Below are 15441 nucleotides of genomic sequence, written 5' to 3'. Positions count from 1 at the left end.
TACAAGAATCGCTGACAAGAGAAACAACGCACCATGGCTGAACTCGACCGCATCGACCTGAAAATCCTCCGCGCCCTGGCCGACGACGGCCGCCTGAGCTGGCGCGATCTCGCCCAGAAGGTCGGCCTGTCGCTGACGCCGACGCTGCGCCGGGTACGCCGCCTGGAAGAGGAACACTACATCCAGGGCTACTTCGCCCGGCTCGACGAGGAGCGCCTGTCCGGGGCGATGAGCGTGTTCGTCTCGGTGTCCCTGGAAAAGCAGACCGGCGACTACCTCGCTCGCTTCGAGGAACGCATCGTCGATGCGCCGCAGGTCATGAGCTGTTTCCAGATGACCGGCGATGCGGACTACATGCTGCGGGTTGTGGTCAAGGATCTCGCCGCCTACCAGGCGTTCCTCACCAATACCCTGACCTGCATTCCCGGCGTGGCTGGCATCAAGTCGGCCTTCGCGCTGAAGTCGGTGATGCTGCGCTCGGCCCCGCCGCTCTAAGCATAGACCCTGTTTATCTGCGTAACGTTACGCTATTCTGATTGCGTAACGTTACGCAGATGGAGGCGTTCATGAAAGCCAGCAAACCCGGCCCCAAGCCGAGCGGCAAGGCCAAGTCGGCCGCCCAGCGGATGCGTGAGTACCGCGCGCGCAAGGCCGAGGAGGCCCTCGGCGCCGAGCATTCCGACAAGGAGCGCGAGCGGCAGATCCGCCGCGAGGCGCGCGCCGAACTCGAACGCATGAAGCTGGAGCAGCAGCGCCGCGAACACACCCTGCGCAAGGAACTGGAAGCCTGCCAGACCGAGATTGGCCGCCTGCTCGGCCTGCTGCGCCGGCACGGCATCGATCCGCACCCGGGCAACTGATCAGCCGGGCGTGTCGAGGAAGGCCAGCAGGGTCGCTTCCTCGGCGCTCAGCCAGCGGCGCTTGCGGGCGCGCCTGAGCTGGCCCAGTTGCCCGGCCTGGTAGGCCTCGATGATCGCCGGGTGGATGTAGCATTGCCGGCAGATCGCCACGCTGTTGCCCAATTCGGCGGCGACCTCCGCCACCACCGCGCCAAGCCCGTCGGCTTCGGCACGCCGCAGGCGCTCCAGCGCCAGCGCGCTGCCGGCCCAGGTACGGTAGTCCTTGGCGCTGAAATCCTCGCCGGTATGCCGGCGCAGGTACTCGTTGATGTCGTGGGAGCCGATGCGGTGCGGCTGGCCGTCCTCGTCCAGGTACTGCAACAGGTCCTGGCCGGGCAATTCCAGGCAGCGCCGCAGCACCCGCGCCAGGCGCGGATGCTCCAGGCTGACGTCGTGCTCGATGCCGCTCTTGCCCTTGAAGCGGAACCGGATGCGACTGCCGTTCACGTCGACGTGCCGGGTACGCAGGGTGGTCAGGCCGTAGGAGCGGTTGTCGCGGGCGTAGCGGTGGTTGCCGACGCGGATCAGGGTGGCGTCGAGCAGCGCAACCGCCAGGGCCACCACCTTGTCGCGACCGAGGCCGGGCAGGCGCAACTGGGCGTCGATGTGCCGGCGCAGCCGCGGCAGCGCCTGGCCGAAGCGCAGCAGGCGCTCGTACTTGTCGGCATCGCGTACCTCGCGCCAGCGCGGGTGGTAGCGGTACTGCTTGCGCCCACGGGCGTCGCGGCCGGTGGCCTGGAGATGGCCGTTGGGGTCGGGACAGATCCAGACCTCGCGATAGGCCGGCGGAATGGCCAGCTTGTCCAGCCGGCGGATTTCCTCGGCGTCGCCGATGCGCTGGCCGTTGGCGTCGAAATAGACGAAGCGCTTGCCCTGCCGGCGTCGACGGATGCCCGGCTGGCGGTCGTCGACGTAGCAGAGGCCGGCGGGCAGGGCGGGGATCTCCGGTGGCGCTGCGCTCATGCTTGGGTTCCGAAGGAAAGCTTGCCTGTTTAGGCCGCTGCGCCCGTTGGAACGTTCAACCGCGCTGCGCTTGCTCCTGCTCGTAGCCGATGGCGCCGGCGATGTGGCGTCCGGCGATGTAGCCGAAGGTCAGCGCCGGTCCCAGGTTGATGCCGCCGGAGGGATAGTGGCCGGCGAACAGACTCGCCATGTCCGCTCCCGCCGCGTACAGGCCGGGGATCGGCTGGCCGCCGCCGTCCAGCACGCGGGCCTGGGCGTCGGTCTTCAGCCCGGCGAAGGTACCGAAGCAGCCGGGCTCGACCTGCACCGCGTAGTACGGTCCGCGTTCGATGGGGGCGACGCAGGGATTCGGCCCCGGATACGCCGGGTCGCCCTGCTTGCGGTTGAATGCCGTGCCGCCGCGGCCGAACTCTGGGTCGCGGCCCTCGCGGGCGTGGCGGTTGTATTCGGCGACGGTGGCGGCCAGGCCGGACGGGTCGATGCCGCAGCTCCTTGCCAACTGATCCAGGCTGGTCCCGCGCTTGAGATAGCCGCTGCGCAGGTGCGCGGCGATCGGCAGCGGCGCCGGACGCACGTAGCCGAGGCCGTAGCGACGCAGGAAGCGCCGGTCGCAGACCAGCCAGGAGCGTGCCGGCTGCCCGGGCGGGGTGGCCTCGAGCAGGGCGGCGACATAGTCGTGGTAACCGTGCGCCTCATTGACGAAGCGCCTGCCGTTGGCCAGCACGCCGATCACCCCGGGCTTGCCGCGCTCGATGATGTGCGGGAAGTGCCCGGTCTCGCCATCGCCGTGGGGAACTCGCGAGACCGGCGCCCAGGCGATCGGCGAGCGCAGGTCGTCGGCCACCCGGCCGCCGGCGCTTTCCCCCAGGCGCAAGCCGTCGCCGTTGCAGCCCGGCGGCGGCAGCGGCAGCAGGGTGTCCAGGGTGGGGGCCAGCGCGGCGCTGCGCTGCGGATCATGGGGAAAGCCGCCGCAGGCCAGGACCACGGCGCCTGCCTCGATGCGCAGGAGCCCCTCGGCGCTCTCGACCAGCGCGCCGACCACCTTGCCGTCGCGCAGTAGCAGTTCGCGGGCCGGCGCCGATTCGATCAGGCGCACGCCCAGGGCTTCGGCGGACTTGGCCAGGCGCGCTACCAGGGCCACGCCATTGACCAGGTGCATGGCGCGACCGTAGCGCAGCAGGTGCCAGAGGTGGCTGGAAAAGCGCCGGGCGACATGCAGGAAGGCTGGCAGCGAGCGGGTCAGGTCGAGGAAGGCGGCGAGGTCGGCGCCGGCCATGATCGGCATGCCCATGAACGAGGTCTCCCGCAGGGTCTTGCGCAGGCGCGGCAGCAGCGGGCCCAGTTGTCGCGCGTCGTAGGGTGCGGCGACCAGCTGGTGGCCGCCCTCGGCGGCGCCCGGCGTGTCGCCATGCATGTCCGGGATGCCGTTGCCGTCGACGAACCGCAGGTGGGTGTGACGCTCGAAGAAGGCCACCATGTGCGGGCAGGCTTCGAGGAAGGCGTCGATCCGCGCGGCGTCGTAACGCTCGCCCAGTTCGTGGCGCAGGTAGGTACGCGGTTGCTCGATGTCCTCCTCGATACCGGCGCGACGCGCCAGCGGGTTGCGCGGCAACCAGGCCCAGCCGCCGGACCAGGCGCTGGCGCCGCCGAACACCGGGTCCTTCTCCACCAGGACTACCCGGCGCCCGTGCCAGGCCGCGGTCACCGCCGCCGCCAGCCCGGCGGCGCCGGAGCCGACGACCAGCACGTCACAGGTTAGCGGGGTGGTCTCGACGGCCGCAGAGGTCATGGCTTCTCCCTTTTTTCAAGATTTCGGAACGATGTTCCATATTCTAGGGAGGCAATGCCCGCCTACCAACCCGCTCAGCGAAAGGAGCGGGCGATCATCGGCCAGGTCGAAGCGAGGTCGGCCGCCCGTTAGGGAAAAGGGAGACGGGAGGGGAAAGGCCCGGCGCAGGCGCACCGGGCCAAGGGCGTCAGCGCGCTTCGCCGCCGCCCTGGACCGCGGCGGCCTTCTTGCGCACCGGGAAGGGGAAGTAGAGGGCGCGCAGCAGCGCGACGCGCTTGATCACTTCGCCGATCAGCAGCGAGACGATCACCGAGATCACCAGGGCGACGCTGGCAGCGGCCGGTTCCGACAGGCCCAGGTGGACCAGCAGGTTGAAGGTCTTGTGCTGGATCTCGCCGTGGAAGATCAGCAGGATCAGGGTCGACTGGCCGATGTAGGTCATCGCCTTGCCCAGCCAGTCGATCTTCATCATCAGCCCGGACAGCGCCCAGCACAGGTAGACGCCGCTCACTGCCTGGACGGTTGCCCAGAACCAGTGGTCGTAGCGGCGCTGCGCCATGTCCACCACCGTCGGGTAGTAGAGGAAGCTGGCGGTGGTCACGGCAAGGGCGATGCACAGGGTCAGCAACGAACTCTGGTGGCGACGCAGGACGTCGCGCAGGACATAGCCGAACATGAAGTGGGCGCTGCTGATCAGGGTGATGTCCAGGCTGAACGGCAGGCCGGGCAGCAGGTACTGTTCGCCGCCGAACTCCACCGGGATCTGCCAGAACGTCTTGAGGAACAGGATGCCCAGGCCCAGTTGCACGGCCAGCAGCACGCAACTGGCGGCGAGGGATAGGCCGAGACGCTGGATGACGCGCAGCATGAACCAGGCGAACAGGGTCGCTACCCAGAAGTGCGGCAGGTACCAGAGCGCCTGCCAGGGCAGGGTGTCGACCGAGGCGTACAGCACTCCGCCGATGTCCGGCAGCAGCGGCTGGCCGCGCAGCAGGTCGCGGAGGATGACGTAGCCGAGCATGGTCACGAAGAACGGCTTGAGCAGGGCGTCGGCCTTGCGCAGGGCCATCTCGCCGAAGGGTTGCTCGGTCCTGAAGAACACCCCGGAAATGAAGAAGAACAGTGGCAGGATGAACGGAGAGAGCAACGGATAGAGCACGGTCGGCGAACTGGCGACGAACCAGCTGTGCCCGAAGACGATGATCAGGATGCCCACGCCGCGGGTCACATCCATCTGAATCCAGCGTTTTTTCACTTTGCAACTCCCGCTTGACGCGCTAACTCACAGTGGTTGTTCGAAGGCCCCCAGGGCCAGGCTCCCTACCCGGAGCCATGGGTCAATCGGTGCGCCAGGGCCGCAGCCAGAGCGCCATGCCGAGCAGCGCCAGGCAGCCGGCGACGGTGCCCAGGCCCAATTGCAGCCAGATACCGTCGATGCGGAACAGCAGGCCGGCGGCGAGCGCCATGGCCAGGGCGTTCAGTAGCCACAGCCGGGCCCAGGGCAGGGCGCCGAGCAGGGCCTGGCGACGCATCAGCAGCAGCGCGGTGCAGAGCACCCCGCCAAGGGCCGCGAGGGGAATCCCCGGCAGTCCGAAAATCAACGGCAGGACCGCCAGCAGCGCGGCGTTCAGCGCGCTGCCGAGCAGCTCGCAGCGCAGCGGCAGGCGAGTATCGCCGGCGGCGTAGGCGTAACGCGCCAGCAAGGCATTCCAGGCGCCGAACACCAGTGGCACGGCGAACCAGGCCAGCAGCGCCGGCAACGGCGAGCCGGCGGTCTGCTGCGGCAGCAACAGGGCCACCAGGCCGGGTGCGGCAGCGACCAGCCCGACCCCGGCCGGCAGGGTCAGCAGGCTGGCGGTCTCCAGGCCGCGGCGAAGCAGGGCCAGACGCTCGCCACCCTGGCGTCGGCTCATCATGCCGAGCAACACCTGGTTGAGGCTCATCAGGGCGATCAGCGGCAGGTTCATCAGCTTGCGCGCCAGGTTGACCCAGGTCACCGCGCCTTCGCCGAGCAGCGAGGCCACCAGCCGCTCGACCAGCGCCAGGCCCTGGCTGGCGGCGTTGCTCAGCAACAGCGGAGCGATGCGCCCGCCAAGCTCGCCCAGTTCGACGCCGGACAGGCGCCAGCGCCAGGGCCGCCAGCCCTCGATCCATAGCGAAGGCAGCAGCACCAGCGGCATCAGCAGGCTGCCGAGCAGGCAGGCCAGGGCCAGTTGTTCGGGCTGGCTGGCCTGGCCATGCAAGGCCAGGTAGAGCACCGGCGGCAGGTTGAACAGCAGCGAGCCGAGCCCAGCCAGGACGAAACGCTCGGCGGCCTGCAGGGGGATGCTGAACAGCGCATGGAGCATCAGCCCCGGCACGCACCAGGCGAGGATCCGCAAGTTGGCCGCGGCCTGGGCGCTGGCCGTCTCGGCCAGGCCCGGGCCGAGCAAGCGCACCAGCCAGGGCGCCGCCGCCAGCAGCAGGAGGCTGAGCGCCACGGCGATACCGAGCAGCGCCGGGAGGATCGCCGCCAGCCAGTCGAGGCGACGTTCGCCCTGGCGTTCGAGGAACAGTGGCAGGGCCGCCGCGCTGAGCACGCCGCCGGCCAGCGACATGCGCAAGGCCTCGGGCAGGAACAGGGCGATGAGGAAGGCGTCGCTGCGCTCGCCGGCGCCCCAGGAGGCCACCAGCAGCCATTCGCGGGCGAAGCCCAGGCACAGGCCGAGCAGGGTGGCAAGGGTCAGCCAGAAGGCGGAGCCGAGCATCTCAGGCCTCGGCCCCGCGCTCGAGCTGTCGCTTGAGCTTGCGATAACCCACCGCCCGCGGTTGCGGCTGGCGTTCCGGGAACAGCCGGCGGGCTTCCAGCAGGTTGATCCCGACCAGCAGCCAGAACAGGCCGATCATCACCACGGCGAAGCTGAAGTAGTGGTCGAACAGGCCGCTGACCAGCGCCGCCAGGATGCCGCCCGTACTGCCCAGCCAGATCGCGTTGTCGCGGGTCAGGCGGATCGGGCCTTTCTCCGGACGGGCTTCGCGCCACCAGCGCCAGGTCACCGCGATGAACAGCAGCATGCCGCCGAGGCCGACCTTGTACATGAAGTTCAGCCACAGGTTGGAGATGCCCAGGAGGTCGGTGCCCGGCACCGGCGGGTCGACCTTGAAGCCGATTCCCAGCGGATAGCGGGCGACGGCCTTGGGGAACATCCGATACTCGTCGAAGCGCACCTCGGTACTGGCGTTCTGCGGCGAGAAGATGGTCGCCAGGCGTTCCTGCAACGGCGGGTAGCTGAGCACCAGGACCACCACCAGGCCGACCCCGAGCAACAGCAGGCGGCCGGTGTAGGGCACCTTGCGCAGGGACATCCAGAACAGCACCACCGCCAGGCTGAGCATCGCCCCGCGGGAACTGGCGAGGAGGATCGCGGCGGCGCCGAGGACCGCCACGGCGAGGCCCAGGCCGCGCCGCCAGCCCTGGTTGGCGACCCCGTAGCAGAACGCCAGGGGCAGCAGCAGGGCCATGATCCCACCGGTGGCGTTGGGGTGCATCCATGGCGAGCCCATTCGCGAGGAAAGCGCCTCCAGGCCGAACTTGAGGGTGTCCAGGTTGGCGTAGTTGAACATCGCCAGGATCGGCGCCATCCCCGACGCCGAGCGGTAGCGGATGAACACCGCGATGGACATCAGCAGCATCGCCAGGGTGCCCAGCAGCAGGGCGATGACCAGTGTCTCGCGGTTCTTGCGCTCCACCAGCAGGCGTCCGGCGAGGAACACGATGGACAGGTTGAGCAACCAGCGCAGCCAGTTCGACAGGCCGCTGGCCTCGGCCTTGATGCTGACCTGGCCGACCACGAACGGCAGCACGGTGAACAGCATCAGCCACAGCAGCATGCGCTCGGTGGAGCGGTAGCGCAGCGCCGGCGCCGGCGGCAGGCGCGAGAGGAAGATGTGCCAGAGCACCGCGCCCCAGGTCAGGGCGAGGATCGCTTCGCTGACCGTCGAACGGATCCCCACGTTGACCGTGGAGTAGGGCATGAAGGTCGCCACCAGGGCGAACAGCAGCAGCCCCCAGAACGGGAAGCGCAGGATGGTGACCGCGGCCGCCAGGCCGACCATGGCGGCGCCGGCCTTGGCCGGGCTGAGCATCAGCAGCGCTCCGCCGAAGGCCAGGCCGAAGACGACAGCGACGAGGTTTCCCAACGACATTCTCAACTCAGTTCCTCGATCAGTGCGGCCAGCCGTTGCCGGTAGGCTTCGCGGTTGAAGCGCGCGGCCCAGGCGATGAGTTCTTCCGCCGAGGCTTCGCGCGGCGCATCGGCCAGGCGCAGCATCAGGCGTTCCAGGGCGGCGCCGTCGCTGGGCGAGAAGCGCGGCGCCGACGGCGGGGTGACTTCGTCCAGCGAGGTGCCGCTGGCCACCGCCACCGGCGTGCCGACGCTCAGCGCCTCGACCACCGGCAGGCCGAAGCCTTCCGCGTAGGACGGTTGCCAGAGCCGCTCGGCCTGGCGGTACAGCGCGTGCAGTTCGGCGTCGTCGAGCCCGCCGAGCGCGTGCAGGCCGGGCAAGCCGCGTTGTTCCTCGGGCAGGTGGTCGAGGCTGCCGACCAGCACCAGCGGCGGCACGCCGGGCGCCTGGGCGCGCGCCCGGGCCCAGGCGCTGACGAACCAGGGCACGTTCTTGCGCAGTTCGCGGGTACCCACCAGCAGCCAGTAGCGTGGCGGCAGGCCGCGTGCCGAGAGGTCGGCGGGTTCGCCGGCGAAGCCGTCGACCTGGTTGGGCAGCACCCGGACTTTCCCGGCGACCCCGGGAAACAGCCGCACAGCCTCGTCGGCGCTGTACTGCGAAGGGGTCCAGACACGGTCGGCGACACGCAGCGCATAGGCGATCGACAGGTAGTCGCTGACCCGATAGACCAGTGCCTTGAGGCGGTTGGCGTGGTAGTTCTTCAGGGTTATCTGGAACAGGTCGTGGATCAGCAGCGCATAGCGCACGCCCGGCGGACGCGGCGGTAGCGGCAGGCCCATGTTGAAGGTGCTGATGTACAGGTCGATGTCCTGCTCGCGCAAGGCGCGTGGGAGGAACCCGGCTTCGAAGCGCAGGCGCTGGTGCGGCTGGTGCATCGCGGTGCGCGGGCAGCCCCATGGCGGGCAGACCGCCCGCTGGCGCAGCGGGTCGTCGAGAGGGGCCACGGTGAAGCGGGTCACCTGCGTGCCGGGCAGGCTTTCCAGGGCCTGCTCCATGGCATAGACCTGGCGGCTGATGCCCGAGTGCGGCGAGCTGCCGACGGTGCGGTAGTCGAGTCCTATGCGCATGCCGGCGCTCCTTCGGCGAGGCCGGCGTAGACCTGTTCCAGTTGGCTGGCGGCGACGCTCCAGTCGTGCGCGCGACGTACGTAGGCGCGGCCGTTCTCGCCCAGCGAGCGGGCCTGCGCGGGGTCCTGCAACAGGCGCACCACGGCGTTGGCGAGCTGCTCGGCGGTTTCGCCGCCCAGGTAGTCCTCGCCGTCCCGCAGTTCCAGGCCGGAAACGCCCTGCGCGGTACTCGCCAGCGGCAGCCCGGCGGCCAGGGCCTCGAGCACCTTCAGCTTCGAACCGCCGCCATGGCGCAGCGCGGCGAGGAACACCGAACTGCTCGATTGCAGTTGCAGCAGGTCGGGAACGAAGCCTTGCCATTCGATGCGCGGATCGCTCCAGCGTTGCGCCCACTCCGCCGGCAGCGCATAGCCGCAGACGCTCATGCGCGCCTCGGGGCAGTGTGCCCAGACCCGCGGCAGGATCTCGTCGAGCATCCATTCCACGGCATCGACGTTCGGTGCGTATTCGTAGTTGCCGAGGAACAGCACGCGCTGCGCTTCGGGCGTCGGCCGGGCGGCGGCGAAGTGCTCGCAGTCGACCCCGTTGACCACCACTGGCACCGGGCGCCCGAGCATCGCGCCGAGCTGCCGCGCATCTTTCTCGGTCACGGCGACGACCGCTGCCGCCTGGCCCATCACCCGGCGTTCCCAGCGGCGGTAACGCCACTGGTCGTAGCGCACGAAGGGCAGCGCCCAGCCCGGCAGGCGGTCGTAGGTGGCGGCACCGAGGGACGACTCGACGTTGTGCTCGGTGAGCACGAACGGCTGGCCGGCGTCGCGCAGCGGTCGCTCGTAGGGCTGGAAGCTATAGCTGTGCTCGACCTGGACCACGTCCCAGGGCTCGCGCAGCAACTCCGTGGCGGTGCGTTGCAGCTCCGCCGACAGGCCGTTGACGCTGGCCAGCAGCGGGTAGGGCGCGAACAGCGCGGCGAGCAGCGTGGAGAGGCTGCGCAGCGGTCGGCGCGGCAGCACGACCAGGCGTTCGAGGAAGGGCTCCAGGGCCTGGCGATCCTCGGCGCTCACCGGCTGCTTGCTGTGCAGCAGCACGGTGATCCGGTGGCCGCGTGCCGCGAGGCTGCGCAGCAGGTGGTACTGGCGGGTCTTGCCGCCGCTGGTGGTGGGCCAGGGCGAGTAGGGCAGGATCCAGAGAATACGCATGGGTGGCTTCACTCCCAGACCAGCATCTGCAGGCTGGACTTCACCGGGACTTCCAGGCCGTCGCTGCCGCTCAAGGGCGTGACCTTGCCGCTGAGCGGATCGTGCAGGGTGGCCTCCTTGAGCTTCGGCAGGCGCACGTTGCCGCCGCGGGCCGACCAGAACAGCCAGACGTTGCGACCGTCCTCGCGGGTCCAGCCGATGCTGAAGGAACCGTCGGGCAGGTCCTCGGTGACCGGCGGGTCGGCCGGGCGCAGCTTCGGCCCGGTGACCTTGAGGAAGCGTTGCAGGGCCAGGTAGACCGGCTTGGGGTTGGCGTCCAGGTCGAGCAGGCCGTAGTCGCGGTCGCGCACGCTGGCGCGCTGGTCGAGATCGCTGAGGGTGAAGAGGAAGATCCGGTCGTAGTCCAGCGCACTCATCAGCGCCAGGCGACGCAGCACGTAGTCGGCCTGGCCTTCGACGCCAATGATGTCCTGCAACTCCTTCGGCCCCTTGTAGGCCGACCAGCCCCACTCGGTGCTCCAGATCGCCGGCACGCCGGCGTTGCGCAGGGCGCGGTTGATCTGGTTGGCGTGGGAGACGAAGTCCAGGTTCCACGGGTAGTTGCCTTCCGGCAACTGGGTATAGGGGTGGTAGGTGGCGATGGTGCCGAGGCTCTCCACGCCCAGGTGGCCGAGGGCATCGAACATGGTGCGGCCGTCGGGCATCTCGCTGAAGAAGGCCATGCCGGCGGAAACCACCGGCTTCTCCGGGTCGACCATGCGCAGGGCGATGGTGCTGGCCTGGAGCAGCTTGGCGTAGCCTTCCGGATCGGCCTTGGGCCGCCAGAAGCCGATCAGGTTGGGCTCGTTCCATACCTGCCAGGCGGCCACGCTCGGGTAGCGCTGCGAGAGCATCGCCATGCGCCGGGCGAAGACTTCCGGGTCGCGCGGCGGATACTGGTCCTGGAAGGGCGAATAGAACGGCGCGGTGGTGATGAAGCGGGCCGATCCGACCAGGTAGAACACCGACTTCAGCTGGCGCGCCTCGAGATCCTTGACCAACTGGTCGAGGGAGGCCAGCTGGTACTGGTCTTCGGCGGTTTCCAGGCGGTCCCAGTGCAGGTCCAGGCGCACCCACTCCAGCCCCAGGTCCTGCAGGCGGTCGATCTGCTTGTTGTAGCGCTCCGGGCTGAACCAGAGGAACTGCGCGTTGACCCCGAGGAAGTCTTTCCAGACCACCGCGCGAGGCGCCTTCAGTACCTGGATCTCGGCGTCCGCGGGACGCCCCCAGAACACCAGCAGCAGTACCACGGCGAGCAGCAGCGCGCTGCCGCCCAGATAGAGTCCCTTACGTGCCATGAACGGTTCCCACCATGTCGTTGAACAGTGCCTGGAAGCGCAGCGCGGTGCGCGGCCAGGTCCGCGCATGGCCGATCGCTCCGGCGCGCTCGGCCCAGGCCTGTGCCAGGCGGGGTTCGCGAGCGAGGTTCAACAACTGTTCGGAGAGGGCTGCCACGTCTCCCTGAGGGTAGATGGCGCCGTTGCCGCTGGCGACTTCCTCGGCGAAGGCGCGAGCGTCCGAGGTGATCGCGCCGCGCCCGCAGGCTGCCGCCCAGGACAGGGCGCCGCTGGTGCCGCGCTGCTGGCCGAGCAGACCGAGTTTCTTCGACTCGCGGTACGGCAGGACCATCACGTGGTGGGCCTGGATGGTACGTGGGATGTCCGCGGCGGCCAGGTTCAGGTTCCAGTCGATGGCATCGGCCAGGCCAAGCTCGGCGATCTGTGCCTTCAACTGGTCGAGGTAGTTGCCGCCGGCGCCGAAGGCCATTTCCGCGGCGGTGCCGCCGGCCAGGGTCAGGCGCACGCGCTGGCGCATCTCCGGCGCGCTGGCGAACAGGTCGGCGAGGGCCTCGAGCAGGTCCTCGATGCCTTTGCCGCGATAGATGAATCCGAAGTACAGCAGGCGCAGGGTGTCCAGCGACGGCAGCGGCACCGTGGCGATCTCCAGGTTGCCGTGGTTGATCACCTCGACCCGCCCGGGCGGCAGGCGCATCCGCCGGGCCAGGCACTCGCCGCCCAGGCCGGTGAGGGTCACCAGGCGCGTCAGGCCCTGGGCCACGGCACGCTCTTCGCGCAGGGTCAGCGGGTCGGCGAGCACCACGGCGGCCTGGGGCAGGGGGGAGGGCAGGCGTTCCAGCAGGTTCAGCGGCCAGGGCAGGCGCTCGCGGCGCCAGACCATGCGCTCCGGATCGTGCACCGTGGCGCTCAGCGGCAGGCGCGGGAAGCGCTTGCGCAGCTCGCGCAGGGCGATGAACTCACCCAGGCGGCCGCCGCCGAGTTCGGCATGGACCAGGTCGAAGGCGTTCCAGTCGACGCTGTCCAGCCGGCTGGCGATATTCGCGCTGTCGGCCGCCACGCCGGCGAGCGGCGTGGCTACTTCGATGCCGAGACCCTGCAGGGCGTTGCGGAAATGACTGGCGTAGTCGGCGATGCCATTCTTTTCCGGCGGCAGGGGCGCGAGGAGGGCGATCCGCATCAGAACGCGCTCCGGTAGCGGGCGATGGTCTGCAGGACCTTGCTCGGCACCTCGAAGCGGCGCCGGTTGATGATGATCCCGTCGACCTTGCCGAACGCCGTGGTGAGGATGGTCAGCGCATGCTCGACCACCGGCACGGTGCTCTTCTGCGCCTCCACCACCAGGGCGATCAGGTCGGCGCGGCGCAGGGCGATGAAGGCCTCGCGACTGTCCAGCAGGGCCGGCGCGTCGAGCAATACCACTTCGCCCGGCTGGGCCGGCTCGCCGCCGACCCGCACGCGCACGCCGTTTTCCTCGAGCAGGCGGCGCAGTTGCTCGATGATGAAGGTCACGCCTTCACCGTGGCGCGCCGAGGTCAGGCCCAGGGTCAGGCCCTTTTCCTCGATGCGCGCGTAGGGCAGCAGCCCGTACAGCCGGTAGATGCTGGCGGTGAAGGCGTTGCTGCTCTCCGCGGTGCTGTTGCTCAGCTCCGGCAGGGTGGTCCACAGCGGCAGGCCGAACTTCTCCTCGACCAGGCCGCCGTCGTGGATGCGCTGGTCGAGCAGGTAGCAGAGATAGACCACCAGCAGGCCGACGGCGAGGCCGAAGGGCACGGCGAGGAACAGCATCAGCAGGGTTTTCGGGAAGATCCGCCCGGGGTTGTAGGTGGCCTCCTCGATCACCGAGATGTTGCTGATCTGGCTCTTGTCCAGTTCACGGTCGATCCGCGATTTCTCCAGGCTGTCGACGTACAGCGCGTAGTTGCGCTCGGTGGCGTTCAGCTCGCGCTGCAGGCGCGCCAGGGTCGGCTCGATGTCCAGCGCTTCGCGCCGTTGCGCCTCGAGTTCGGCGAGCTGCTTTTCCTGCTCCGCGAGCTGGGTGCGCAGGGCCGCGTTGTTGCTGGTCTCGTCCAGCAGGACCCGTTCCAGGTGAGTGGTCAGGGTGTTCGGCGCGCGGTCCTCGGAGCTCTGCACGGTGGCGCCTTCGTCCTGGACTTCCTTCTCCAGGGCACGGATCGAGGCGTCCAGGGCCTTCACCGGCGGGGCGTCGTCGGTGTAGGTGCGCATCATGTCGGCGCGTTCCAGGCGCTTCTGGTTGAGCAGCCGGCGCAGGTCCTGCTGCGCCGGGTTCAGCGCGATCTGCCGCACCGTGACGATCTCCCTAGGCAGCCCCTTGAGTTGCTGGCGGGTGGATTCCAGGGCGCTGTCGGAGGAGGCGATCAGGCGGATCGAGTTGAAACGCTCGCCGCGCAGCACGTTGATCCGCTCGGACAGGTCCTGCAGGCGGTCCTCGATGCTGGATGCGCCGATCTCGTTGAGGTGCTTGAGGATCTGCGCCTTGTAGCTCTTGATCTGCGCCGCGCTGTCGGCAGTCTGCGCCTCGTAGAAGGCGTACAGGCTCTTGCGGCCGAGCGCCTGGGTGCGCTCTTCCATGTAGATCTCGATCCAGGCCTTGACCACTTCCTGGGCGACTTCCGGCTCGCTCCAGGTGAAGCTGATCTCCATCACCGTCGAGCCGGCCGCATGGGTGACCTCGAATTTCTTCTCGAGGTCCTTGGCCAGGCGCTCGACCGCGGTGGTTTCCTCGATCACGCCGAAGGTTTCCAGGGTCACGCGAATCCCGTCGAACACCGCGCCGATGGCCTTCTTCACATAGAACTTGGTGCGCTTCCACAGGCCCTCCGGCGGCGGCCGGTTGGCCAGCACCTCGAGGTAGCGCTCGGCCACCTGACGGACGATCGGCCGGCCGGTGAGCAGGCGTTCTTCGTCGACGATAGGGTCGCGCTGGGTGCTCGGCATCACCAGTGCCTGGCGGTTGCTGATCTCGATCGGCAGGGTCGAGTCACGACCCGGCTTGACCAGCAGGCGTGCGTTGGACTCGTACTTGGCCGGCAGCAGGAAGGCGCCGAGGACGATGATCACCACCGCGCTGAGGGCCGCAAGCTTGAACTCGCGCTGGTAGATGAACAGCAGGCGCAACAGATCACGCAAGGAACGAATTTCTATCATGGCGATGTCGCTCCTCAGCGATCGTTGTTGACGGTGTAGCTGACGCCGACGCCGATGGACTTGGCGAAGGGCAGCAACTGGTTCAGGTAGACGTCGACGCCCTCGATACGGTCGCCGACCATCGACTTGGGCACGAAGACGATGTCGCCACGTTGCATGGCCAGGGGCTTGCGGCCTTCCGGCCCGATCTTCATCAACTGGCTGAAGTCGAGGAAGTAGGCGTGGTAGCGGCCTTCCGAGTCCTCGCGCATGAGCGCCACGCGGCGGGCGTCGCCCACCGGCAGGATGCCGCCGGCGCCGAGGATCGCCTGCTCCATGTTGTTGGCGGCGGGGATCGGCACGGCCGACGGGTTGCGCACCGCGCCGCCGACGAACACCGTGTTGCCCGGCGCCTGGTTGATGTTCACCGTGACCCGTGGCTCGCGGTAGATCGGCGCGAGCTTGGTGGTCAGCTCGTTGGCGATTTCCTGCGGCGTGCGGTGCGCGGCCTGGATGCGACCGATGAACGGATAGTAGATGCTGCCGTCGTTGAGCACGGTGTACAGCGTCAGTTCGTAAATGGTGGCGACGTTGAACGCCGAGAGGGTCGGCATCTCACCGGCATCGCGGACGATCCGCAGGGTGTCCCCGACGCGCACCCGCTCCATCGCCGGCGGTAGCCTGGCGAGTTCTTCCAGGGCACGCTTGCCGCTGTCCACGGTGTCGCTGTCCGGTGCGGGAATCCGTGCGGGGGTGTTGCATGCGGCCAGGGCGAGCATGGCGAGCATGAGGAGGGTGCGTTTCATGAGGGAGCACTTC

13 protein-coding genes are annotated in these 15441 nt (G+C 68.9%); 2 read left to right on the top strand and 11 right to left on the bottom strand.

Annotation, left to right across the window (positions count from 1 at the left end; translation table 11 throughout):
* Nucleotides 1-33 precede the first annotated feature (33 nt).
* Together VQ065_RS16925 and VQ065_RS16920 are read left to right on the top strand one after the other, a co-directional pair.
* Nucleotides 34-495 carry an Lrp/AsnC family transcriptional regulator gene (locus VQ065_RS16925; RefSeq protein ID WP_003089245.1) on the top strand — a complete coding sequence of 154 codons (462 nt, stop codon included), beginning with the start codon at nucleotides 34-36 and terminating at the stop codon, nucleotides 493-495.
* A gap of 71 nt (nucleotides 496-566) precedes the next feature.
* Nucleotides 567-860 carry a hypothetical protein gene (locus tag VQ065_RS16920; protein WP_003089244.1) on the top strand — a complete coding sequence of 98 codons (294 nt, stop codon included), beginning with the start codon at nucleotides 567-569 and terminating at the stop codon, nucleotides 858-860.
* On the opposite strand, the gene VQ065_RS16915 is transcribed toward VQ065_RS16920, so the two are convergent.
* The 11 genes from VQ065_RS16915 to VQ065_RS16865 all read right to left on the bottom strand — a co-directional run bounded on the left by VQ065_RS16915 (nucleotide 861) and on the right by VQ065_RS16865 (nucleotide 15428).
* Nucleotides 861-1862, bottom strand: coding sequence for a DNA topoisomerase IB (locus VQ065_RS16915; protein ID WP_003089242.1), 1002 nt, complete (start codon nucleotides 1860-1862; stop codon nucleotides 861-863). It lies immediately after the preceding gene.
* A gap of 55 nt (nucleotides 1863-1917) precedes the next feature.
* Entirely contained in the window at nucleotides 1918-3651 is a 1734-nt protein-coding gene (locus VQ065_RS16910) for an FAD-dependent oxidoreductase (protein WP_014603815.1), read from the bottom strand.
* Between the two features lie 187 nt (nucleotides 3652-3838).
* Nucleotides 3839-4906 (bottom strand): acyltransferase family protein, encoded by a 1068-nt coding sequence (locus VQ065_RS16905; protein WP_003089238.1) that lies wholly within the window; start codon nucleotides 4904-4906, stop codon nucleotides 3839-3841.
* Between the two features lie 82 nt (nucleotides 4907-4988).
* Nucleotides 4989-6398: a lipid II flippase MurJ gene (locus tag VQ065_RS16900; protein ID WP_003089236.1), complete on the bottom strand. Its 1410-nt coding sequence runs from the start codon at nucleotides 6396-6398 to the stop codon at nucleotides 4989-4991.
* Between the two features lies 1 nt (nucleotide 6399).
* Nucleotides 6400-7836, bottom strand: coding sequence for a biofilm formation protein PslJ (locus VQ065_RS16895; RefSeq protein ID WP_003089234.1), 1437 nt, complete (start codon nucleotides 7834-7836; stop codon nucleotides 6400-6402).
* 2 nt (nucleotides 7837-7838) lie between these two features.
* A complete protein-coding gene (locus tag VQ065_RS16890) occupies nucleotides 7839-8942 on the bottom strand; it encodes a glycosyltransferase family 4 protein (protein ID WP_003089232.1) in 1104 nt (367 codons plus the stop codon).
* The gene (locus tag VQ065_RS16885; RefSeq protein WP_003089231.1) at nucleotides 8933-10141 is read right to left on the bottom strand and encodes a glycosyltransferase family 4 protein; all 1209 of its coding nucleotides are present in this window, start codon (nucleotides 10139-10141) and stop codon (nucleotides 8933-8935) included. The genes VQ065_RS16890 and VQ065_RS16885 overlap by 10 nt, the downstream gene beginning before the upstream one ends.
* Before the next feature lie 8 nt (nucleotides 10142-10149).
* Complete coding sequence (locus VQ065_RS16880; protein WP_003089230.1) at nucleotides 10150-11478, bottom strand: cellulase family glycosylhydrolase; 1329 nt, start codon at nucleotides 11476-11478, stop codon at nucleotides 10150-10152.
* A complete protein-coding gene (locus tag VQ065_RS16875; RefSeq protein ID WP_003089229.1) occupies nucleotides 11468-12655 on the bottom strand; it encodes a glycosyltransferase family 4 protein in 1188 nt (395 codons plus the stop codon). Before VQ065_RS16875 ends, VQ065_RS16880 begins: the two co-directional genes overlap by 11 nt.
* Nucleotides 12655-14643 (bottom strand): GumC family protein, encoded by a 1989-nt coding sequence (locus VQ065_RS16870; protein WP_003089228.1) that lies wholly within the window; start codon nucleotides 14641-14643, stop codon nucleotides 12655-12657. Before VQ065_RS16870 ends, VQ065_RS16875 begins: the two co-directional genes overlap by 1 nt.
* A 14-nt stretch (nucleotides 14644-14657) precedes the next feature.
* Nucleotides 14658-15428, bottom strand: a complete 771-nt coding sequence (locus VQ065_RS16865; protein ID WP_003089227.1) for a polysaccharide biosynthesis/export family protein — start codon at nucleotides 15426-15428, stop codon at nucleotides 14658-14660.
* Nucleotides 15429-15441: the final 13 nt, after the last annotated feature.

It is taken from the genome of Pseudomonas sp. KBN10P06128 (genome assembly GCF_037574945.1).
In the GTDB taxonomy this organism is placed as follows: Bacteria; Pseudomonadota; Gammaproteobacteria; order Pseudomonadales; family Pseudomonadaceae; genus Pseudomonas; species Pseudomonas aeruginosa.
Note: the sequence above shows the minus strand (reverse complement) of the source record. Positions and strands in the feature narration are given on the sequence as shown.